Source organism: Shewanella sp. MTB7 (genome assembly GCF_027571385.1).
Taxonomy (GTDB): Bacteria; Pseudomonadota; Gammaproteobacteria; order Enterobacterales; family Shewanellaceae; genus Shewanella.
This window is the reverse complement of the sequence record NZ_CP085636.1, coordinates 3722465-3746319: the sequence shown is the minus strand read 5'-3', so window position 1 is coordinate 3746319 and position 23855 is coordinate 3722465. Positions and strand designations below refer to the sequence as shown.

At 43.9% G+C, this 23855-nt stretch carries 19 protein-coding genes; 16 read left to right on the top strand and 3 right to left on the bottom strand.

The window, feature by feature from the left end; translation table 11 throughout:
- Positions 1-12 precede the first annotated feature (12 nt).
- Together HWQ47_RS16140 and HWQ47_RS16135 are read right to left on the bottom strand one after the other, a co-directional pair.
- Positions 13-2727, bottom strand: coding sequence for a serine/threonine-protein kinase (locus HWQ47_RS16140; RefSeq protein WP_269967087.1), 2715 nt, complete (start codon positions 2725-2727; stop codon positions 13-15).
- 30 nt (positions 2728-2757) lie between these two features.
- Positions 2758-3783 carry an FHA domain-containing protein gene (locus HWQ47_RS16135; RefSeq protein ID WP_269967086.1) on the bottom strand — a complete coding sequence of 342 codons (1026 nt, stop codon included), beginning with the start codon at positions 3781-3783 and terminating at the stop codon, positions 2758-2760.
- A gap of 368 nt (positions 3784-4151) precedes the next feature.
- On the opposite strand from HWQ47_RS16135, the gene HWQ47_RS16130 reads away from it, so the two are divergent.
- The 5 genes from HWQ47_RS16130 (at position 4152) to bluB (ending at position 10458) form a co-directional block, all read left to right on the top strand.
- On the top strand, positions 4152-6356 hold the full coding sequence (locus HWQ47_RS16130; RefSeq protein ID WP_269967085.1) for a molybdopterin oxidoreductase family protein: 2205 nt from the start codon (positions 4152-4154) through the stop codon (positions 6354-6356).
- A gap of 44 nt (positions 6357-6400) precedes the next feature.
- A complete protein-coding gene (locus HWQ47_RS16125) occupies positions 6401-8431 on the top strand; it encodes a DmsC/YnfH family molybdoenzyme membrane anchor subunit (protein ID WP_269967084.1) in 2031 nt (676 codons plus the stop codon).
- A 53-nt stretch (positions 8432-8484) separates the two neighbouring features.
- Entirely contained in the window at positions 8485-8931 is a 447-nt protein-coding gene (locus HWQ47_RS16120) for a hypothetical protein (protein WP_269967083.1), read from the top strand.
- A 181-nt stretch (positions 8932-9112) separates the two neighbouring features.
- Positions 9113-9601 carry a hypothetical protein gene (locus HWQ47_RS16115; RefSeq protein ID WP_269967082.1) on the top strand — a complete coding sequence of 163 codons (489 nt, stop codon included), beginning with the start codon at positions 9113-9115 and terminating at the stop codon, positions 9599-9601.
- Positions 9602-9792: 191 nt separating this feature from the next.
- Positions 9793-10458 carry a 5,6-dimethylbenzimidazole synthase gene (gene bluB, locus HWQ47_RS16110; protein ID WP_269967081.1) on the top strand — a complete coding sequence of 222 codons (666 nt, stop codon included), beginning with the start codon at positions 9793-9795 and terminating at the stop codon, positions 10456-10458.
- A 28-nt stretch (positions 10459-10486) separates the two neighbouring features.
- Here bluB and bioA read toward each other — a convergent pair whose 3' ends face one another.
- Entirely contained in the window at positions 10487-11854 is a 1368-nt protein-coding gene (gene bioA, locus HWQ47_RS16105) for an adenosylmethionine--8-amino-7-oxononanoate transaminase (protein WP_269967080.1), read from the bottom strand.
- A gap of 110 nt (positions 11855-11964) precedes the next feature.
- Here bioA and bioB point away from each other — a divergent pair, with 110 nt between their 5' ends.
- The 11 genes from bioB to nirB all read left to right on the top strand — a co-directional run bounded on the left by bioB (position 11965) and on the right by nirB (position 23853).
- A complete protein-coding gene (gene bioB, locus HWQ47_RS16100) occupies positions 11965-13029 on the top strand; it encodes a biotin synthase BioB (protein WP_269967079.1) in 1065 nt (354 codons plus the stop codon).
- 14 nt (positions 13030-13043) lie between these two features.
- Positions 13044-14264 carry an 8-amino-7-oxononanoate synthase gene (locus HWQ47_RS16095; protein ID WP_269967078.1) on the top strand — a complete coding sequence of 407 codons (1221 nt, stop codon included), beginning with the start codon at positions 13044-13046 and terminating at the stop codon, positions 14262-14264.
- Between the two features lie 315 nt (positions 14265-14579).
- Complete coding sequence (locus HWQ47_RS16090; protein WP_269967077.1) at positions 14580-15380, top strand: methyltransferase domain-containing protein; 801 nt, start codon at positions 14580-14582, stop codon at positions 15378-15380.
- 3 nt (positions 15381-15383) lie between these two features.
- Positions 15384-16061: a dethiobiotin synthase gene (gene bioD, locus HWQ47_RS16085; protein WP_442802059.1), complete on the top strand. Its 678-nt coding sequence runs from the start codon at positions 15384-15386 to the stop codon at positions 16059-16061.
- A gap of 272 nt (positions 16062-16333) precedes the next feature.
- Positions 16334-17194 (top strand): protease HtpX, encoded by an 861-nt coding sequence (gene htpX / locus HWQ47_RS16080; protein ID WP_269967076.1) that lies wholly within the window; start codon positions 16334-16336, stop codon positions 17192-17194.
- Positions 17195-17643: 449 nt separating this feature from the next.
- Positions 17644-17991, top strand: a complete 348-nt coding sequence (cctA, locus tag HWQ47_RS16075; RefSeq protein ID WP_269967075.1) for a tetraheme c-type cytochrome CctA — start codon at positions 17644-17646, stop codon at positions 17989-17991.
- Positions 17992-18021: 30 nt separating this feature from the next.
- Complete coding sequence (locus HWQ47_RS16070; RefSeq protein ID WP_269967074.1) at positions 18022-18276, top strand: hypothetical protein; 255 nt, start codon at positions 18022-18024, stop codon at positions 18274-18276.
- Between the two features lie 35 nt (positions 18277-18311).
- Complete coding sequence (cobA, locus tag HWQ47_RS16065; RefSeq protein ID WP_269971767.1) at positions 18312-19208, top strand: uroporphyrinogen-III C-methyltransferase; 897 nt, start codon at positions 18312-18314, stop codon at positions 19206-19208.
- Positions 19208-20359 (top strand): glycosyl transferase, encoded by a 1152-nt coding sequence (locus HWQ47_RS16060; RefSeq protein WP_269971766.1) that lies wholly within the window; start codon positions 19208-19210, stop codon positions 20357-20359. The genes cobA and HWQ47_RS16060 overlap by 1 nt, the downstream gene beginning before the upstream one ends.
- On the top strand, positions 20360-20905 hold the full coding sequence (locus HWQ47_RS16055; protein ID WP_269967073.1) for a response regulator NasT: 546 nt from the start codon (positions 20360-20362) through the stop codon (positions 20903-20905). It abuts the gene before it with no gap.
- Between the two features lie 329 nt (positions 20906-21234).
- On the top strand, positions 21235-23853 hold the full coding sequence (nirB, locus tag HWQ47_RS16050) for a nitrite reductase large subunit NirB (RefSeq protein ID WP_269971765.1): 2619 nt from the start codon (positions 21235-21237) through the stop codon (positions 23851-23853).
- Positions 23854-23855 lie beyond the last annotated feature (2 nt).

Sequence of the window (23855 nt, the reverse complement as noted above, 5' to 3'; positions counted from 1 at the left end):
ATAGCCGTCACATCAATTTTTCAGCTGGCAACGCTCAAGCTTGTCAGCTTCTTCCAGCAGTTGGTTGAACTTCGGTATTTCACAGAGTGAATCAAACCAAGGCAGATTAAACCAGGCTGCGCCTATGTTGGAATTGAGTGCTTCTTCGACCTGAGATAGCGCAGAGATATGTTCACCGATTCGTGTGTATATGAGTGCAGCGACAAAGAATACCTCACCATCATTTGTGGATATTTTTTTTAATTGATTTAATGCCTTAATTGCCGCTCGGTGCTCTCCTATATGAACATAAGCTTGTGCTCTTTGTAGCCGAGCACTTCGAGTTTCTAATCCCTGATTTAAATTCAACACCTGTTGGTAGTGGACATGGGCTTGGTTTGTTTTACCTAAGATCAATTGAATATCGGCCAAGTTTAATATCCAGTTTGGGTGGTTGGGGCTGGTATCTACCGCTAACTGAGCCATTTGCAGTGCTTGTTGGTATTGGCCTGATAAGGCGTAACTAAGTCCAAGGTTACTGAAATCAATACTTTGATGGTTTGTTGCCACTAAGGGACGATAAAGCGCTATTGCTTGCTCTAAGTCTCCCTCGATAAGTGAAATATCAGCTAGTAGTTGATTGGCAAAATAGTGTTTTGGATTGATTGAAAGTAGAGTTTTTAAGGTTTTTTTAGTGTGTTTTGAATCACTTTGCCACCAATAACTGAGTGCTAAGTTATATAATAGTTTTGTACTTGGCCTCAGAGATAACGCTTTTTGGTAGGTGCTTATGGCAAGGTCTAATTGATTGCTGGCCAAGAAAAAATAGGCTTGAAATTCAATAAAAGTGGCTTTATTAGCGCCACGCTGTTTCGCTATGTTTAGTTGGGTATGGGCTTTGTCGAACTCATTGATGGAAGCATAGATAGTGAACTTATCTATAGCCTGTTCAACACTGTATCTGTATTCAGGAGGGGATTGGTCTAATATCTCCTTAAAAAGGTGAAAAAACTTTTCATCATTAGTACTGGTATAAAAACTTAATGCACTTTCTCTATATAGCGAATAGGCGGAATAGAGGTAAGGGGTTTTCTTAATTAATGTAGCTAAAGATTGCATCAATTCTGGCGTCACTTTCCCTTCGAGTAACATTGTTGAATAAAGATCAATATAAGTCAGGTAATCTTGTTCACTAATTTGCTGATTTACCTGTTCTCTAGGCTGGTTATCCGAAAATAGCTTAGCTACTTTCAGCTGAGTATCGTTGTGGGTGGCGTAGAAGTTCTGCAATATCGTGGGCCAGTGATCCTGCTCTGACACTGTCCAGCGCTGAGAGTTTGAGCTCTTATTCAATCGTGAGAGAGTAATATTGCAGCGGGTGATATCGCAGTTGATTTCACTGGTGAGGATATCTGTCGCGCCGGTATAGTTGCCGATGGCATTGATACCACCCTCGATGGCATCTACCTCTGCGCTTGAGATTAACTGCATCGCGTCATTGTGTATGATGTACTGCCTAATGGCATCGTCCATGGTTGCCATGAGAAGATTGGATTCTGCTGTATCGGTTAAGTTCGTGCTTTCAAGCGTTGGAGGAATAACTACCACTTGATGCTTAATCGTTGCGCTCGATGGTGCGGTATTCATTAAGGCTAATAGTGATGGATAACTTGTCAGAAGTAATATAACCAGTACGCTGATGAATGTAGTGATTAAGACGATACCTCTCTTTGACACTCGATTGAATACATTCGCTATACCAGTCGGGTTTAGCGCTTCTTTATTTGCAGTTAATGAATCATATACTGGTGCATTGGCAACAGTTTGTTGTTGTAGTATCTCCTCTTGGGTTAGAGCGATAATGATTTGCTTTATTTTATCAGCCACCTGCTTGGCACTTTGAACTCTGTCTGCTGGCTGCTTCTGCAGAAGCTGATTGAGTAAACTTGCTAATGCTGGTGGAATGTTAGGTATCAGCTCAGATGCATCACGGGGATTTTGATTAATGATGCTGTCACCGATTTGATTGATAGAGCCTGTACCGAAAGGGTGATGACCTGAGATAAAATTGTACGCTAGTAGCCCAAAAGAGAAGAGATCACTTAAGTGGTTTATCGGCTGACCGGCTAGTTGCTCTGGGGACATGGCTATTTTACTGCCTTGACTGGCTAGGCTTTCATTTAAAGTAGATGTAGGAGTCAGCGCTTGAGTATCTCTTATCAATTGTTGAGTTTGGGCAATGCCGAAATCAACAACCTTAGCGGTTACACTGTTGTCATCAGAATGAGCTGTGATAATGATGTTAGACGCTTTGAGATCGCAATGGACAATTCCAACGTGATGGGCAGCATCGAGACCTAAGCTTATCTGGTGCAATATCTGCAGTTTTTGAATGAGAGTTGTTACCTGCTCATTTTGAAACTGTTGCAGTGTTTTGCCGCTTAAATACTCCATCACCAATGCCACTTGATCTTGGTGCACCAACACGTCATAGATCTGAACAATATTAGGGTGATTTACCTTAGCGAGTGATCGGGCTTCATCTAACGCTTGAATTTGTGGCGATGTCAGTGTCTGCTGCTCAGGAACACGATGGAGCACCTTGATGGCGACGGTTCTGTGTAGCCGAGTGTCTTTTGCTAGGTAGACGGTTCCCATGCCTCCCTCACCGAGCATCTCGGTGAGCGTATAATTGTCTGAGATAAATTCAGGCAGTTTAGGCGGGAGTGAGGGAACGTTGTGCTTCAAGAGATTAATACTCCTTAATAGTTCAATGGATTATTGGAGTTTCGTTTCATATTGCACTTGAGTATCTACTGATGAAAGCTTATTCGTTTGATGCAAGCCACACTCAAGTTTATGGCCCTTATAAATATTAAAATGGGTGCTGCCAAAGCGAATTTTTCCTGCCTGTCTTTGAATTATATATTCGGCGTCATTAACATTAATGCTGTCACTGAACTGTTTTCTGGCTCTATGGATTTGAATATTAAGATGATGGATCTCTATTCCCAGATCTTTCACGAGTTGCTCAGCATACACCCAGCCCTGTTCTGACTCATCTAACCCCTGTTCAGCACTTAATGAACGGTATCTGGCTAAATTCAGGGTTAAATAGTGATGACTTCGTACATGGAGATCTAAGATTGATTCAGGGGTATGCACTTTTAGTTGTGATACCTCTTCATCTAAACTCAGATAAAAATCGAAAGTGATATCTTCAAGGGTTAATTGTGAGGCTTGCAGCGCTTGGGTTAATGGCTCCAGATGGCTAAGGTGTAGTTGCCACTTCTGCTGTTGAAATTCGATTATTTCATCTTCTGCCAGTGTGCAGCTGTCATCGGTTTCACAGTCAATCGATGACACTTTCCATGTCTCCATTTTTCTGTCGCGAAATAGCGCCAGTTCAGGGTTTTCTTGAGGGAGAAGATTATACTCTCCAAGTGTGATGGCTTGCTCAAGATGCTTGCTGTCTTGGCTTGTGCAAGGAATAAGAAGATCGGCTGGAGCGTCAACACTCTCTAAGCGATACTCTTGATTATCCAGAGAGGCAAAGTTGATTTTATCCCCTGCTTTGAGAGGATATCGTTTATTGCTAAAGATTTTTATCTTATTCAGCCAACAGCCGTTAGTGCTGATATCCCTAATGGACCAAATGCCATTATTCCACTCTATGATTGCATGGATTTTTGAGATATCAGGTTGACTGATTAATGTATTAACGGAATAAGCTAACCGTCCAAAGCTGTGGTGAGCATAGAGATAAATTTTGGAACTTGATACTGGATCAATAATATACGCCATAAAACAACTCCCTTTTATTTTTAAATAAAGTCCGATTTTATTTAAAATAAAGGTTAACCCTGAATAACCTTTACACCTTGAAATTATAGCTATCTATTGTACGGATTTCGAATGATAGACACAGGCTTATTATTTCAATTATTCATCTTAACGCGTTAAAAAATTCAAGGCTAGTGTTTGAAACTACAGTGAAAGAATTAAATTTTATATTTATTTGTAAATTTGCACCAAAACAAGGCGATAGCACTTAAATTGCTCATTATTTTTGCTGTGATTTTATTTATCATTTTGATTTTTAACGACTAAATGTTTGGCATGACTGCTGCAATGCTACGGACATAGGGATAATTGTTAGAGGTTGGGTAGATATGTTGTTTGGTCGCAAAAAAAGAAAACCGATTGTTATACCAAGCAAGCAAGTAAAAGAGTGGAAATACACCACTTGTAATTACTGTTCTACGGGGTGCTCTATAGAGATTGGCTTAGATGAGCAACAAAAAATCGTCACCACAAGAGGACATGCTGGCGCGGATGTTAACCGCGGTAAGTTGTGCATAAAAGGAATACTCGAGCATGAGCTATTTGAAAGTCCGGGCAGAGGAACTGAACCACTGATCCGAGACAAACATTTCGATAGTTTCAAATCTACATCTTGGGATCATGCTTTAGATACCACGGCGGCTCAGATAAAGCGGATCCAACAACAATATGGTCGTGACTCTTTTGCTATCGTGTCGTCAGGTCAGTTGTTAACTGAGGAGTTTTATACCTTAGGTAAGCTGGCTCGCGGTGTGATAGGCACCAATAACTATGATGGCAACACGACCTTGTGTATGGCATCAGCGGTAAGTGGCTATAAACGCTCATTTGGGGCTGACGGGCCACCGGGCTGTTATGATGATTTTGAACATACTCACTGTCTAATGGCGTTTGGTTCAAACCTTCCTGAACAACACCCCATTATCTATTGGCGACTTAAAGAAGCCCTTGAAAAACGTCATTTCCCCTTAATCGTGGTCGATCCTCGCGTGACCATGTTAGCGCAATTTGCCGATATTCATCTGCCTATTACGCCGGGCACGGATTGCGTGTTAATTAACGCCATGATGTACGTCATCATCAATGAAGGCTTACAAGATCAAGCCTACATTGATGCCCATACCCAAGGCTTTAATGAGGTAAAGGCACTCGTTCAGGACTATAACCCTAAGTCTGCACAGCATGTCTGCGGAATTGATGAAGATACCATACGTAACGTGGCACGCATTTATGCAAAAGCTCCTACAGCCATGAGTATTTGGACCATGGGAATTAATCAGTCAACCCATGGTTCTGATGGCGTTGCCAATATCAACAACCTCAATATGGTGACCGGTAATATTGGTAAGCCCGGTGGAACGAGCTTGTCAATAACGGGTCAGTGTAATGCCATGGGGACGCGGGAGTGGTCATCGTGTTCGGGGCTGCCAGGTTACCGCTATCTAGAGAATGAAGCCGATCGCAATGAGATCGCTGACTTTTGGGGAATCGATGCAGATTTTTTCCCTAAAAAACGTGGTCTTGCCGAGACGGATATCTTCCCAGCGATAGAAACCGGCGAGATAAAAGGCCTGTGGATTGTCGCTACCAACCCCATGACTTCGATGCCCAACACGGCACGAATTCGCAAAGCGTTGGAGAAGTTAGACTTCTTGGTTATTCAAGATGTTTATCAAGATGTTGAAACCAATCAATATGCTCACGTGTATTTGCCAGCTTCGGTGTGGGCCGAAAAGGAGGGCACTCACACCAACACTGAGCGTAGGGTTAACCTTATTAGTAATGTCTTGCCACCCTATAAAAACTCAAAGCCAGATTTTTGGATCTTTAATCAGATGGCTAAGCGTTTTGATAATGGCCAGAGGGTTCATTTTCCTGAATCGCCCCAAGAGGCATTTGAGGAGATGAAATACCTTTCTAAGGGCAAGATGGCCAATGGTCAGCCAAGAAATCTGGATATTTCAGGGATGACCTACGCTAAAATTTTAGCAGCTAAAGGGATACAGTGGCCGTTCCGAGACGGGGATATCGGGCTAAAAGGTCAAGTTAGACTTTACAGTGACGGTGTTTTTCCTACCGCCAATGGTAAAGCCAACCTCCTACCTATCCATTTTTACAATAACAATGAGCAGCCCTGTGCAGAATATCCTTTCTGGTTGAATAGTGGCCGAGTGGTAGAGCACTTTCATACCCGAACCCGCACGGGAAAAATTGGCAACTGTAATAAGTTCAGTCCTACGGCTTACATGGAGATGAACCCTGATGCGGCTAAGGCCTTAGGGGTTAAGCATCAAACCTATGTGCGCTTAACCAGCAGACGTGGCGATGCGGTTGTCATGGTGCAGCTTACCCAGCGGGTGCCGCGTAACATGGTGTTTATTCCGTTTCATTTCCATGATTGTGTCAATCGTTTAACCCTTGGCTTACTCGATCCATATTCAAGGCAACCTGCTTTTAAGCAGTGCAGTACGCGCATTGAACCCATTGACCAAGTCGAAGCCGCCCGCATCAATGCAGAGCGACGTGCATTTTAAGCTTTGAAAAATTATTAATTTATGGCTCACGCTAAGGACTACTGATGAACTCTCCGATCACTGAAAAAGCAAAGCCCACAATAGTAAAGCCTGAGGCTGATGTCGGTGTGTTTACCCCTGAGTTCCCGGGTAAAGTGAGTACACCTAAAGCGGGCCAAGAACAAGTAGGTCGCTCAAATCACTGGGAAGTGCGCAGTGAAGAACAAGCCTATGCCTATTTGCCAAAAACGCCGAGTGAAGTAGAGAACCGCTACGGCAAACGTATCGATCTGGTTGAATTAACTGAGAATCCGGTCGGTCGCTCACTGTTTATTAATGGTAATCCAGAGGTTGGTAGTAATCCTGAACGCAATAAGCAGCATGGTTTCTTCTTCACTGCTGATAACTGTATCGGTTGCCATGCTTGTGAGTCAGCCTGTTCAGAGAAAAATGATAATCCGGCCCATTTAGCATTTCGCTCTGTGGGTTATGTTGAAGGCGGGTCATACCCAGATTATAAGCGGATGAATATCTCCATGGCGTGTAATCACTGTGACGATCCCGTATGTTTAAAGGGGTGCCCGACACGGGCATACACTAAACATGCTGAATATGGCGCTGTGTTGCAAGATCCTGAAACCTGCTTTGGCTGTGGATACTGCACTTGGGTTTGTCCATATAATGCACCACAGTTAGATCCAGTGAAAGGGCAAGTCTCAAAGTGCAACATGTGTGTAGATCGCCTCGAAGTTGGGCTAAAACCTGCGTGCGTTTCTGCTTGTGTAGGTAATGCATTGGATTTTGGTGTGATTGAAAACACTCCTGAAAATCGTCAGCAATGTAAAACCAGTATTCCTGGGTTTCCATCACCTGATATCACTCAGCCCAATATTCGTTTTCAACAGACTAAAACTTTGCCTGAGGAGATGACGAGAACTGACGACATGCCAGTGAAGTACCATAAGGATGAGAGTGGCCAGTATTTACCTGTGGTGGATCAAAAAGCGGGTAAACAAAGGCATTGGAACCTGTCAAAACTGAACAGCCGTGAAAACCCACTGGTATTATTTACGTTATTGGCGCAAGGGGCGCTGGGGACATTTATGATCCCGTTTATAGGTTCTTTAGCTGGCATAGAGTTTTTTATCCAATTTACCGACTCAAATTTCTTTTTGCCTTTGGTCTTACTCTCGATTGGCATGACCTCCCTAGGTTTATTTATGAGCGTGACGCACTTAGGAAAACCGTTTCGCTTCTACCGTGGTTTTAATAACTTGCGTTACTCGCCTATGAGCCGAGAAGGGTTAGGTTTAGCCCTGTTTTCTGCCTTCATGGGACTTACCGTACTGTTTTTGATGCCTAGCAATGCGTGGGTAATGTCAATCTTGCACAGCGCTGGAGTGGATACCGTCACGCTTAACACGTTATTTCCGTGGGCAAGTTTTGTTGAAGTGAGTGGGGGGATAGCCTGTATTTCGGGAGCGGCAGGCTTGTATTATATGAATCAATGTTACCAAATCAAAGCGAGACCCTTTTGGAACCATTGGCAAACAGCTAGTAGTTTTGTCGGCAATAGTTTGTCTATCGGTGCGACGGTCAGTAGTGTACTGATGTTGATATTCTTTAAAACCGAATCACTGCCGAACCAAGCGAACCAAGGCGTAGTTGAAATTTTGGGTGTGTTTTTCTTACTGGGTTTGATTATCGAGGCACTAGGTTTAAAAGCTCATAATCACACGCTCAACCGTAGCGAAAATGAGGGCGGAGCGGCGCATTATGTGCAGTGCACTACCTTCGGTAAAACTTACCTACTACGTAATTCACTGCTGGGTTTCAATATATTGATAGCAGCTGGACTGGTGATTTATGCAAGCGTATTTACGGCGAATGAATCACTTTACCTTGCAGCATGGATAGCTATTAGTGTGATTAATCTTGTTACCGCACTTATCGGCCGAGCTCTGTTTTATAACTTAGTGATACCTACGACTATGCCTGGCGCTTTTTTCTGGAAAAATAAAGGGTTTGAGCAACATGCACGAGACATTGGGTTGGCTGATAACCCAGCTTGTGGTGTTGCGCTATTGAGTCATTAAAAGCAGTGCAACAACAAAAAATACTGAATAAAAAATAATAACGAGAGGTGAGTATGTTGACACTGGAAACCATGATAGAGAAAACGTGTTTGATTGGACTTACCTATTTTACTGCCGAAGGTGAGATGCTTAAACAGTCCCTTTTGGCTGGAAAGGTCACCTCCTATGATGCCGACAAAGGCATAATGATAGCGCTGTTCGAACAACTAAAGTCTGAGGGGAGGGATAAGCAAGTTAACAGTAACAAAAATACACCAACATCGGTTAAAGAGTTCCTGATCCCAACGGATCTGACTTGCTGGTTCAATGCGCCAAAAGGTCAATTCCACACAAGTGTTGAGGGGCTGACGGTGACTAACCCAGATTATCTTATCACCTGGGATATATACCAGAGCCGCTCTTATAAGCAACAAACTGATAAAATTCATAAGCATGTCTCTGATGAACAGATGCAGTGGTGGGAATGGAAGCCTAGAGTCCAGCAACCTGCAGTGAGTTAATCTCAACCCTATTTGGTCTATTACTGCTTAAGTCGAACATTTTTTACTCGATTGGTGACGTTAAATCAGGTATCTTTTAATATATCTAGGTTTTATAACCTGTTACCAGTTAATTAATCGACGACAAGATGCTTAATTAGGTCTATTTTTAATTGATAGGCCAATAGACAAGGATAAATGAATGAACATAGAGTTAATCGGAAACTTTGTTGGGTTAACGTTGGCGCACACTGCATTTATTGGCAGTGGGCAAAACGGTGAATTAATGGTCCCGTATCTTATTTTACAATCTGGCGCTAAAAGAGAAGTTCAGAATTTCGAGGCTGCAACCCAGCAAGAGGCGATAGAACTTGCACATAAAGCAATAGAGGATCAGCAAGCTTCGGTAGATGCTTGGGCATACGCTCAGGAAGGTGTTGTTGAGCTGGAAGATGGCACTAAACAAGATGTTTATCTGATTAAGGCCTGGTCAAATGATTTAGCTCAGCCTATTGAACTTTACCAAATGTTCCAATCTAGCCCCTTTAAACTTATTGGTAATATTCAGATGCTGAATTTTGAACAGGCTGGCTTTGGCATGGAGCAGGCTGAAACCTTTATGAACGCGCTTAACTCTGGGATTTTGTCCCATAAAAGTGCCAATGAAAACTGGCAAAAATGGTTCGAATGATCGAAAGGTAATCACTCATACTTATCGATACCACTTGGGGTTATAGCTGAGCACCCCAAGTTAGCTCAACTTTAACGTTAATTAAGATGGTACCTTATTGAATTTTGTGCATTTTGAGACAAAAACCTCGCGCTCTTGTTCCCCTTGTTAGATAATCCGCTTAACTTCTCTTACGACCTCTTTAGTCTCCTATGAAAATAACCGAAAAAGAACGTGATGCTGTCTATAAAACTATTTTTACGCGAAGGGATGTTCGCGGCGAATTTTCCCCAGAACCGATCCCTGAAGAGGTGCTGCTACGGGTATTAACCGCTGCTCACCATGCACCCAGTGTTGGGTTTATGCAACCTTGGGACTTTGTATTGGTGCAAGAGGCGCACACTAAAGAGAAGATAAAAGCGGGTTTTGATGTCGCCAATTCAACTTCAGCGACTCAATTTGATGGAGATAGAGCTGAGCAGTACAGTAAGCTGAAATTAGAAGGCATTTTAGAAGCCCCTTTAGGGATCTGTGTGACATGCGATCGTAACCGTAATGGTCCGGTGGTATTAGGTCGTACGATTAAAGCTGAAATGGATCTGTTTAGCAGTGTGTGTGCGGTGCAAAACCTTTGGTTGGCAGCGAGAGCTGAAAACTTAGGTGTAGGATGGGTGAGTATTATTCATGATTCTGTATTACGTCAAGCGCTTAATATTCCTGAAGAGATAGAGATTATTGCTTACCTGTGTGTTGGCTATGTTTCGCATTTCAAAGATAAACCTGAATTGGAAACATTAGGCTGGCAGCCGAGACGAGATGTTAACTCTGCTATCCATTATGGCACCTGGTCAAAAACAGATGACACAGGTGCTGGGTAAGGCATATCCCCATTTTCACTCGTTAAGCTTATCCGTGGCTAATGAATTTAGGTTGTTGATCTGAAACAGTGATGTTTCTTGCAACCGTTTTCATGGCTCTGGTTAGCTTGCTGAGTTGCTCTTTTGAGATAACATAGGGTGGCATAATGTAAATAAGGTTCGAGAATGGTCTGATCCAGACGCCTAAATCGACAAACTGCTGCTGTAACTCGGCGGTGTTAACGGTTGAATTCATCTCTATGACACCAATCGCGCCTAATACTCGCACATCGTTAACCTCTGGAAAATGAATGGCTTCTGCAAGCTCATCGGTTAATTGCGCTTCTATGGCACAGACTTGGGCCTGCCATTCATTATTTGCGAGCAGGTCTAAGCTAGCAGAGGCAGCAGAACAGGCCAGTGGATTACCCATAAAGGTAGGGCCATGCATAAAGACGCCAGCAGGTGAGTCACTGATCCCCTGGGCAACCTCGTCACTGCATAGGGTGACCGCGAGGGAGATGTAACCGCCGGTTAGGGCCTTGCCTAAACAGAGAATATCGGCTTCTACCATTTGGCCATGAGTTTGTGTGTGTTCATAAGCAAACAGTTTACCTGTACGGCCAAATCCCGTGGCTATTTCATCAAGAATAAGCAGTACATTGAATTCATCACATAGCTTACGCAGACCAATCAGATATTCGGGGCTGTAAAAGCGCATGCCGCCAGCACCTTGTAAGACAGGCTCGATAATGATTGCGGCTATGGTGTGGTGCTTAGATTCCAGCTTAGCGCGCATCTCATCGAGTTCGCTTGCATCAAAGGTCTGGCCAAATTTAGTCTGTGGGGCACTAACAAACTCATGTTGGGTGACGGAGTCACCGAACATGGTGTGCATGCCGCCTTCGGGATCGCAGACACTCATGGCTGCAAATGTGTCACCGTGGTAGCCGGATTTGACCGTAAGAATACGCTGCTTTTGTGGCTGCTCTCGTCCTTGCCAATACTGTAGCGCCATTTTAAGTGCCACTTCGACGGCAATGGATCCTGAATCGGCTAAGAATACTTTAGTTAGCTTTGGGCTGGTGATTTCCACTAGCTTTTTTGATAATTCAATCGCGGGCTGATGGGTGATGCCACCAAACATAACATGGCTCAATGTGCTGAGTTGGTGCTGCATGGCTTGGATAATCTTGGGGTGGCTGTAACCGTGAACACAGGCCCACCAAGAACTGGTGCCATCGACAAGTTTGCGGCCATCATGGAGTGTGAGCTCACACTCTTTTGCTGAGGCAACACCAAATGCGGGCAAGGCATTATTCATCGAAGTATAGGGATGCCAGATATGCTGCTTATCAAACTCGAAGTCGATTGAGCTGTTATTTGCAAGGGTATTTGAATCGATAGGCGTGTTCATAAATTGACCGTTAGTAAACCTTGTTAGCTAGATGGCATTGACAGATTACGGCTTGCAGGTATCCTAGGCAAGATAAAAACAAATTAAATAGAGCTGAAAAGGTAGGGTTTATGTCGGAAATACAACTGCGTCATGATTGGGAACGTGAAGAAATAGAAGCACTTTTTTCTTTGCCAATGAATGACCTACTGTTTAAGGCACACTCTTTACATCGTCAAGTTTACGATCCAAATGAGATTCAAATCAGTCGTTTGTTATCAATTAAAACCGGCGCTTGTCCGGAAGATTGCAAATACTGCCCTCAAAGTGCGCGTTACGATACCGGTCTTGAGAAAGAGCGTTTGATTGAGATTGATAAGGTGTTGACCGAAGCCCGTAGTGCTAAAGCTGCTGGCGCATCACGTTTTTGTATGGGCGCCGCTTGGCGAAATCCTCATGCGCGCGACATGCCATACCTGAAAGATATGGTCCGCGAGGTCAAATCTATGGGCATGGAAACGTGCATGACCTTAGGTATGTTGTCACCAGATCAGGCCGGAGAGCTCGCCGAAGCTGGCTTAGATTACTACAACCATAACTTAGATACGTCACCAGAATATTATGGCGACATCATTACAACTCGTACTTATCAAGATAGGCTCGATACTTTGTCCAATGTGCGTGCAGCGGGCATGAAAGTCTGCTCCGGAGGCATTGTGGGTATGGGGGAGCAAGCAAGTGATCGCTCTGGTTTACTGCAACAGCTGGCTAATATGGAGCAGCATCCGGATTCTGTACCGATTAACATGCTAGTTAAAGTGGCGGGTACGCCATTTGAAAATATTGATGATCTCGATCCGCTGGTCTTTGTGAGAACCATTGCTGTCGCCCGTATCTTGATGCCATTGTCTCGGGTTCGTTTGTCGGCTGGCCGTGAGAAAATGAGCGATGAGATGCAGGCTATGTGTTTCTTTGCTGGTGCTAACTCGATTTTCTACGGCTGTAAATTATTGACCACCAATAACCCAGAAGAAAATGAAGATATGTCATTGTTTAAGCGTCTTGGTCTACATCCAGAACAGGGACAGTACGCCAGTATTGAAGAAGATAAGGCGGTATTTGAAAAGGCGACAGCTAAGGTTAATGCCATTAAAGATAAGCAAAGTGCCGCTTTTTATGACGCTGCCGCACTGTAATAGGTCAACATTTTGTGACGAATGAATCTGCAGATAAACTTGAGGTTAAGCCAGTCTCTTTGGCTGACAAAATCAAAGCGAGGCAAGCCCAGCTTAAACAAGCTGGATTGTTGAGACGAAGACAAAAAATAGATTCAGTTCGAGTTCAATTGACTAAGCCGTCGATGCATTTTTTGGTCGATGGTGTCGATTATCTGAACTTTAGCAGTAATGATTATTTAGGGTTAACTCAGGCGCCAGAGTTGTTATCAGCATTGAACCTCAGTGCACAAGAGTATGGCGTCGGCAGTGGTTCATCTCCTTTAGTGACAGGTTATAGTCAAGCTCATCAGTTGCTTGAACAACAACTTTGCCGAGTGACAGGTCATGAAGCTGGTCTGCTTTTCTGCTCTGGTTTCAGTGCCAATACCGCGTTGATGAAAACCCTGTTCGACAGCGGTGACTGCGTGGTGGCTGATAAATTAGTGCATGCCTCAATCATTGATGGCCTGAGTGACAGTCAGGTCAGTTTTAAGCGTTTTTTGCATAATGATCTTGTTAGTGCTGAGCGGTTACTTGAAAAACATAAGCCGCAGGCGTTGGTCACTGAGAGTATTTTCAGTATGGATGGCGACTGCGCGCCGCTAGCGGCATTGTCCCGTTTATGTCGAAAACACGATGCTTGGTTGATTGTTGATGATGCACATGGGTTCGGCATTCAGTTGGCTTTACCACCGAATGTGATGCCAGCCAATGCTGAAGTCGCAGATATCCAAGTGGTGACGTTCGGTAAAGCCTTAGGCTGTCAGGGGGCTGCAATTCTTGGCAGTCAGATGCTTATCGATTTTCTGGTTTCCAACGCACGCGAGTACATCTATTCGACGGCGCTGTCACCAACCAGTGCTAGCCTTGCGTTAGCTGCGGTGAAATTGAGCCAAGAACCATCGCAAAGCGCGCTAACCTTGACGGATAATATCGCTTATTTTAAGCAAGTTTGTGCGAGTGTCGAAATATCCTTGAGCGGTTCTGTCACCCCTATTCAACCTTTGATTATCGGTGATGTAGATAAAACATTAGCCGTTGCACAACAATTAAAAACCTTAGGTGTCTGGGTCGGCGCAATTCGGCCGCCAACAGTGCCTAAAGGGAGTGCAAGGCTAAGGATCACCATCACAGCTTTGCACACAAAAAGTGACATAGATAAATTAGTGAGCGCGTTAGCATTGGCACTCATACCAATCAGTATAAAGATTTGATCGCTCAGCGAGAGTTTAGCGGTCCTGAGGCAAGGCAACGAGTGTAGAGCATAGTTATTCTACGGTTAAGCTCGTTAACACAGCATCAGAACCGCTAAAACTTGCCTGTAAGGAGTGTTTTTGGCTGCCTACTTCTGTGTTGAATGAACTCATAAGGGAACAACCATTATGTCATCCATTCGCCTTGAATTAGTTTGCCAAAAAACACTCTGAGTAGATCAACTTCTTATATTGATTGGTATCAGATAACATCCATGAAAATTGAAGTTTTAGAATCGTTAATGATTAAACTTGCTGTTAGATGAGAGCGTAGAGATGAGGCCCGTAGTAGTGAGTGATGGGGTTAAACATAAAATGAAAGCCAGTATTGTAGCCGAGCGTTTTTCAGCGGCAGCTAAAACCTACTCCCAGCACAATAGTTTACAGAAAATGTCTGCACAGCAGCTGCTTAACCAGATGAACCCAAGTGGGGTTTTACTCGATATTGGTTGTGGTCCAGGTACAGATTTTAGTGATTTTATACATTTAGATAAAGTGATTGCACTTGATATTGCCCAAGGAATGCTTGAGCAAGTGGCGAGTCAGTTTCCTGCATATGAAACCATATGTGCGAATGCCAAAGTGATTCCCCTTCCTGCTGGTACTGTCGATACCGTGTATTCCAATCTTGCTTTGCAGTGGTGTGATGATATCAGGCAATCTTTTTCGAGCACTGCGTCGGTACTGAAATCCGGCGGTGATTATCACTTAGCCATGGTGGCAGAAGGCAGTTTACCTGAGTTAACAGCGTTGGGTTTTAGGGCTAACTCCTTTAGAGGTTTGAGTGACATTGTTTCACAGTTTGATCCCGAGATTTGGTTGATTAAGGTGGCCAATCTCGAGGCTATTACGGTGTGCTTTGACGATTTAAAAGCATTGCTCTATTCAATTAAAGGCGTCGGCGCTTCTATTCATGCTGATGCTTCAGTATCAAACTTGAGTCAATCAGTATCAAACAGTGGGATACGTGGTCGAGGTGATTGGCAGAAGTTGTTAGACAAGGCTGAAAGTATGCGACAGGAAAAAGGGTTACCTTTGACCTATCAGATTGCACGATTACATATTGAGAGAAGGTAACAGATGATCTATTTCGTCACAGGTACGGATACGGACTGTGGAAAAACCTTGGTCTCATCGGCGCTGCTTTGTCAGGCAAAGCATCAAGGTAAAAAGACCTTAGGTTTAAAACCTATCGCTTCAGGCTGTGAGGAGACGGTTTCAGGACTAAGAAATTCAGACGCGCTCAGCTTAATTTCACAATCGAGTATTGAGTTAACTTATTCTCAAGTGAACCCTATCTCATTTCAACCAGCCATCGCGCCGCATATTGCTGCTGTGCAAACAGGAACGGATATCTCGGCGCAGTGTGTACTTAATCATCTGACGCCTACTTTGTCTTTGGTTGATGAACATGATTTTTGTCTTGTGGAAGGGGCTGGAGGATGGCGCTTGCCATTGGGCGATGGTGGTTACTTATCACAAGTCGTTCAACAACTTTCTTTACCGGTTATCCTCGTCGTGGGCATCAAACTAGGCTGCTTAAATCATGCTATTTTGACCCAAGAAGCAATTTTAGCCGACGGTGTAAAGATTGCGGGTTGGGTGGGTAATATCGTCGATCCTGATACTGCTTGTCTTGAAGACAATATTGCCAGTCTAGATCAAATGATGACCGCCACTTGTATTGGTATTATTCCACACTTAAACACAGCTAGTGCTGAGATGGCACGTCGTTACCTATCAAATATCACTGCTTAAGTATTAAAGGATGAACAAAGTTTAATGGCCTTTTTATCGCTTAACATGAGACCCTCCCATTTTTTTAAGACTGGCTTAATATAAGGCTTCTAGACTGCATCTTCTTTATTTTTAGCGAGTTTAAAGCAAGTTCGAACTGAGTTGATTATGACCATCTAAAGGTTAGTCGACACTATTTTTACGTTTCTCACTTGAATTTTCGCTTTTAGGACATATTATGTCTTTAAGAATGTAAAAATCTGGTACTCATGTACCCAACTGGAGCTTAATTAATGCGTATTTTTTTATTGATTGCGACTAACCTTGCAATCTTACTTGTGGCCTCTATTGTGATGTCACTACTGGGTGTAAACACTTCAACCATGGGTGGACTGTTAGTGTTCGCCGCTATCTTTGGTTTCGGCGGTGCTTTCCTCAGTTTAGCTATCTCTAAGTGGATGGCTAAGAAAACCATGGGTTGTGAAGTGATCACCACGCCTCGTGATAGTACAGAGCGTTGGTTGGTTGAGACAGTGGCTCGTCAAGCTGAGCAAGTTGGTATTAAGATGCCTGAAGTGGCTATCTACCAGTCTGCTGAATTGAACGCTTTTGCCACCGGCCCAAGCAAAGACAAAGCATTAGTCGCCGTCAGTAGCGGATTGCTTTACGGCATGACGCAAGACGAGATTGAAGGTGTACTTGCCCATGAAGTGAGCCATATTGCTAATGGTGACATGGTTACCCTGACGTTAATTCAAGGTGTGGTGAACACGTTTGTTATTTTTGCTGCACGCGTCGTCGCGGGTATTATTGATAATTTCGTTTCAAGTAATGACGAAGAGGGTGAAGGCCTAGGTATGTTCGCCTACATGGGCGTAGTGTTCGTACTTGATATGCTATTTGGTATCTTAGCTTCTATGATCGTGGCCTACTTCTCACGTATTCGTGAGTTCAAGGCCGATGAAGGCGCTGCTAAACTTGCAGGGAAAGAGAAGATGATTGCTGCACTTGAGCGTTTACGCCAAGGCCCTGAAACCGGTGCTTTACCTGCGCAAATGTCAGCACTTGGTATCACTGGTAAGCGATCTATGTCTGATTTTATGATGAGTCATCCACCCCTAGAAAAGCGTATAGCTGCTTTACGTAATAGCTAGAAAATAGAGAGTGTCTGAACTAATGATGTCAGCACGCACCCCTAGAAAAGCGTATAGCTGCTTTACGTAATAGCTAGAAAATAGAGAGTGTCTAAACTAATGATGTCAGCACGCACCTCTAGAAAAGCGTATTGCTGCCTTACGTAATAGCTAAAAATAGAGATATCAGTAAATTAAAACGGGAACTTAGGTTCCCGTTTTTTTGTGCTTGAAAAGTATCCGTTAGTTTAGTTTTAACCTCACTTTGAATATGAATCAGATACTTAGGGATATATTTGATAGAGATCACATTTAATTACTGCCGGAGTTGATAAGGTCTCATTAATATAAGGTTGCGAAATTGTATTTCTTAAGCTGTTTTATGCAATATCGTGCTAGGGTTTTAGGTTGCAAGATGAAGTTACTTAATATAAAACTTTACTATGCAGTTCTATTAAAAGGATATTATTGTGATGAGTAAATTTTTGAGTGTGTTATTCGGTGCAGTTTTAGCTACGTTAGCGTTATCTCCGGTTGCGATGGCTGAACCACAAGAGTTAGCAGAGATGCATGCTGAGATGGATGGGTGTGAAGCGTGTCATGCTGATGGTGAGCCATCTGCAGATGGTGCCTATGAGTTTGAGCAGTGCCAAAGTTGTCATGGAACTTTGGCTGAGATGGACGCCGTTCACCAGCCACATGATGGCAATCTGATGTGTGCTGACTGTCATGCGCCTCACGACATGAGTGTAGGTGAAAAGCCAACTTGTGATAGTTGCCATGATGATGGCCGTACATCTGAGGCTTTACTTAAGTAGTGGTTGTGATGTAACCATTAGATTTGAAAAATGCCAGCATTTGCTGGCATTTTTGTATCTGCCCATTTGAGCTTGTTTATCGTTTGGTTCATCACTGCTGTGTTTTCCCCGCTGATCTTTTTTGGTGCAAAACCTTGCACTCTTGCTGCTCAAACCACCAACAATATAATTGTATATTTTATTATTCAATTTAAAATCAAAAGGTTAACTAGTGGCAAGAGGGTTGCAACACCTTTGGATTATCGTGCTGTAAGCATTTTAGATAAAGCGTGTTGTATAGATTAATTACCCTATGAACTTTCTGGAGGTGCGGTGTGAAAATGACAAACGTGATTGAATTCGGCTTAAATCAATTTGCTAGCACTCCTTCAACAGTGGCTATTGTGGGGGCGGGTTGTGGCGATGTGGAGTTATTGACACTCAAAGCGGCGCGATATATTAGCAATGCTGATGTCATTATCTATGACAGTTTAGTGTGTGAGGATATCTTGGCATTGGCATCAAATCGATGCGTGATGCACTTTGTGGGAAAGCGTTGCGGTCAGCCAAGTGCTAAGCAAGACGAGATTAATGCACTGCTCGTTAACTCTGCCAAAAAAGGAGGGGATGTCGTCCGCCTTAAAGGGGGAGATCCCAATGTATTTGGTCGTGGTTGTGAAGAGGCGATATACCTTGCTGAGAATGGCATTAAGAGTGAGTTCATTCCTGGCGTGACTGCGGCACTTGGCTGTGCTGCGAGTGCAGGTATTCCTTTAACACATCGAGGTGTTGCTCGCTCTGTGACCATGGTTACCGGCAGGGTGTTCGATAACACGGGTCACAGTTGGCGTTCGCTGTTGATGGCTGAAACGACCTTGGTTTTCTATATGGGCAAAGAGCAGTCTGACAGCATTGTACAAAGTTTACTTGATGCAGGGGCGAGCACTGAATTGCCAATGGTGTTTATCAGTAATGGGGCGAGAGTGAATCAACAAGTGACTTATGCGAGCCTCGGCACTATGGCTGAAGTTGCTAGGCGTATTCAAGCTGATGGTCCGACGTTGATGATTGTGGGAGAGGTGGTGAGTGTTGGGTTGGCATTATCTGAACTGATGGACGGAATTGGAGAGATGAGCTCGTTAGCTACAACAACTGATGCGCTTACTGTTGAAGCCCTTGCCTCTGAAGCTATTACCGTTAAACATGGTGCGAGAAGCTTCGCTAAGTCACAATTTTGATGGGCCCTCTTGGCGGAGCAGAACCTGATGAAACCTCACTGAAGCAGCAAGAGTATCAACAGCTGGTTAAAGCGTTAGGACGAGGTGCGAAAGGTGCTCGAAGCTTAATGCTTGAGGAAGCCAGATTTTTAATTACAGGTTTTAATCATGGTTATGGTACGCGGGCGCAATTAGCGGCATCACTGATGCTGATGCGAGTTAGGGGAGAGAGTATTGCAGAAATAGCAGGCGTCGCCTTAGGTATTCAGTCGACGATGGATACCCAGTGGAAAACGATTGGAGCTAGCATAGATTGGCCTTGCTATGCTGGAAAGCGAGACATGCTACCTTGGTTACTGTTAGCTGCCAAGGTGCTGGCTGGAGAAGGGGAGCGGGTTTTGCTCCATGGAGATCCTTATTCGCTGTCCCACCGTCGTCATATTGGCAATTTTGTGACATCGCTTGGGATCCCGATAGTCACATCACCCGAAAGCGCAAAACTGGCATTGGACCAGGTTGGGATCTGTTATCTAGATGCCGACTGTTTAACGCCTTTAGTTGCAAAATTTCGGATTTTGCATCAGGAGCTTGGACTGCGAAGTTTGTTTCAAACAGCCATACGTTGTTGTAATCCTTCCTCTGCTCCGGTGAGTCTACGCAGTTACTTTCATCCTGGACTCGATGAAGTGCACGCTCAGGTGGCCGCAGCAATGGCGGGGTTATCTGGAGAACATCATAGTGAACAGAATATAGGTATTTTTAAAGGAGTACAGGGGGAAACTGAGGTTAATCCGCGGATTACGACTGAGCTATTAGTTGTTACCGCAAAGACTCAACAGCGACTTGTTATTCCAACACGTTTGGTAGGCATAGTTGGAATTAACTCTCTCGTATCCAAGACAAGATGTGATGCTGGGCAAGCTGACATGCTGTTGAGTGAGCTTTGGTGTAAAGGAAAGCTTGATCCCTTAAACGGCGAACTGAAAGAGGACTGTAATAAACTCACTCAATTGGCTACAGCAAGTGTGTTAAGCACTTTATCGGCGATATACCTGCTTAAGGGACGTAATCGCTGTGTGGAGGAGTCCGATAAGCAAGCGTTAAATGCGTGGCAAGGAAGAACTTGTCGAGCTAAAGAGATGAAAACAGACATTGAGTTGGAGGTGAGTTAGATGCGACTCATTGTAATATCTGAAGGCAGCTCAGTTGACTCTGATGCGTTATCGTCAATTTTTGGAGGCAAAACAGAGTTGATTTTTATTAACCGCTTAAGTGAGGTTGAACGTATGAACCTAAACGTCAGTGATGATGTTTTACTCTTGTTTACAACGTCGTTATCACAAAGATATTTAGCCTTCATTGATCGATTGATGAGGTTTTCTGCCGTTCCCTTGTTAGTGAGTGCACAGAATTGGCAACAAGAGGCGCTTAAATGCTTGCTTGCGTGTGGTCGAGTGACATTCGTGCCGGGGCAATTAGAGATGACGCGCTTAAAGAGTGTCATTGAACTGGCAAGGTTGCGGTTTGAAGGCGCGGATATGCAACTTAACAAGATTATCTCGCTGGAGAACGCCCTAAGAGGGCAAAAACAGATGGCGAAAGTGAAAGCTAAGTTACAGGCCGAAGGGTTAACAGAAGCACAAGCCCATAAATGGCTACAGACACAAACCATGAAGCAAGGTATTTCACTCGATCAGCTTATCGAACAACTCGCTTAATCGCTATGATTATCAATCTCTTTAAACTCTTCCTCTAACTTCTCCCTTCAGTATCTGCTCATTTCTGGTGCACAGGGGCTTAATTTGTGCATAAATTTTCTACCTATTTATATATACACGCTATTAATTCACTTTTAAATCAATGTATTACATGGTCGTGTTTATTGGCACAAGCTTAGCATTCCTAGTCTTAGCGTTTTATTTTGAAATGAAAATTAGAATTTATTGGCAATGGCGCCATATTCCCCTTGAGGGAGCATGGCGCTTTTGTTTTAAGAGTAGCAATGAAAAGTGGGGACTGGTCGATGGGATGGATACAAACAACTCAAATGCTAAACAGAGAATGTAGCGGAGATGATGGTGATCTAAAGCCCAAGTTACTGATTGTTGGTAATGGCATGGTAGGTCACCACTTTATAGAACAGCTTTGTGAGCAAGGTCTAAATGAGAGATATCAAGTTGAGGTTTTTGGTGCTGAAAGCTTGCCAGCCTATGACAGGGTACAGCTATCTAAATATTTTGAATCCGGTAGCGCGGATGCCTTGATGCTGGCAAGTGTCGAGGCTTATCAAGCTAAAGGGATTAAGCTTCACTTAGGTAAAGACGTTGTGCGTTTGGATGTTGACAATAAATGCCTGCATACCGCAGATGGTGATTTCTGTTTTTATGACAAATTGGTTCTCGCAACGGGTTCCTATCCCTTTGTGCCGCCGATTGAGGGGAAGGAACGTCAGCATTGTATGGTTTATCGCACCATCGATGATCTGCAGCAGATCCAAGTCGCGGCAGAAAATGCCACCTCAGGAGTTGTTATTGGTGGAGGTCTATTGGGACTTGAAGCGGCTAATGCGTTGCTTACATTAGGGCTAGACACCCATGTTGTTGAGTTTGCTCCTCAGTTGATGCCGGTTCAATTGAACGATAAGGCGGGGGAGCTTCTATGTCATAAAATTGAAGAGCTGGGTGTTTCAGTGCATACCAGTAAAGCGACCACAGGAATCATTGATGGTGAGGATTCATTCCATCGCATGACCTTCAATGACGATAGCTATTTAGAAACCGATTTAATTGTCTTCTCAGCCGGAATACGTCCTCAGGATAGTTTAGCGAAATCTTGTGGTATCGAGGTGGGTGAGCGGGGCGGGATCGTGATTGATGATCATTGCTTAACGTCTGATGGCGATGTTTATGCCATCGGTGAGTGTGCTCTTTGGCAACAGCAGATTTTTGGCTTAGTTGCCCCTGGTTATCAGATGGCACGTACAGCCATCTCTCATCTAGTGGCCAAAGTGTCAGGGAAAGAGGTGACATCGTTTAAAGGGGCTGATATGAGCACTAAGCTTAAGTTGCTTGGGGTTGATGTGGCATCCATTGGTCAGAGCCGAGGTTTTGAAAAGGCGCAATATGTTGAGTTAAGTGACAATCAAGCGGGAAGCTATAAAAAACTGTGGCTTGATGAAAGCGGCCGTTTTCTTAAGGGGGCTGTTTTGGTTGGTGATGTCACTGATTACAGTCTGCTACTGCATCAATACCTTTCAGGCGATGCATTAACGGCTCCGGCCATTGAGCTATTACAGCAAGAGGCTGGCGCCGGTATCGAATTTACGGATGAGTCGATTATCTGCTCATGTCATCAGGTGACTAAAGCGGACATCGTTGTGCGAGTTTTGGAGGGGGATCATAGCTTAGCAGCCATAAAAGGTTGTACTAAAGCAGCGTCAGGTTGTGGCGGTTGTAGTGCGTTAGTTCAACAAGTGATCACACAAACCATGGAGTCACAAGGATTAGAGGTTTCAAAAGGGATTTGTTGCCATTTCGAGCATGACAGACAAGCGCTGTTTCATCTATGTCAGGTTGAAGATATCCGAGATTTCCCTAGCCTAATTAACAGCCATGGAAAGAGTGAATTCAGTCAATTGGGGTTGGGTTGCGATATTTGCAAACCTGTAGCAGCATCAATTTTTGCCACGCTAGAAAATGAATATGTCCTCAATGTACAACATGCCAATCTGCAAGACAGCAATGATGCATACCTAGGTAATCTGCAAAAAGATGGCTCTTACTCTGTTGTACCTCGTATCGCAGGAGGAGAGATCACACCGGATAAGCTCATTGCACTGGGAGAGATTGCCAAGCGTCATGATCTTTATACCAAGATCACTGGCGGACAACGCATTGACCTTTTTGGAGCACAGCTCTCAGATCTGCCAATGATCTGGCAAGAGTTGATTGAACAGGGATTTGAAACTGGTCACGCCTACGGTAAGTCGCTTCGAACGGTTAAATCTTGTGTTGGTAGCACTTGGTGTCGTTATGGGGTGCAAGATTCGGTGGGTTTAGCGATAGATCTGGAGAATCGTTATAAGGGTTTACGTGCGCCACATAAAATTAAGTTTGCGGTATCTGGCTGTACTCGAGAGTGCGCAGAAGCGCAAAGTAAAGATATCGGGGTGATTGCTAGTGATAAAGGCTGGAATCTCTATGTTGGCGGTAACGGCGGTATGAGACCTAGACATGGCGATCTGTTTGCAACGGATCTGTCGACTAAGGAGTTAGTGATCTATATCGATAGGATCTTAATGTTCTACACCAAAACTGCAGCACGCCTGCAGCGCACTTCTGTTTGGCTAGAGTCCCTTGAGGGGGGATTAGCCTACCTTCAATCTGTGGTTATTGAAGACAGTTTAGGTCTGGCTGCAGATCTTGAAACTCACATGGAGAAGTTGGTTTCAACCTATCAATGCGAATGGAAAACCAGTTTAGAAAACCCAACATTTTTATCTCGATTCAGTGAATTCGTTAACCCTGAGTCGATGCCAAATTTAGCGGTTGAACAATACGGATACAGCCGTGGACAACGCTTCCCTATCGCGTCATCAAGTAAGATTAATCTGATTAACATTCCCGTCGATGAAAGTGTTCAATTAACTGAATCAAATGAAATTTAATG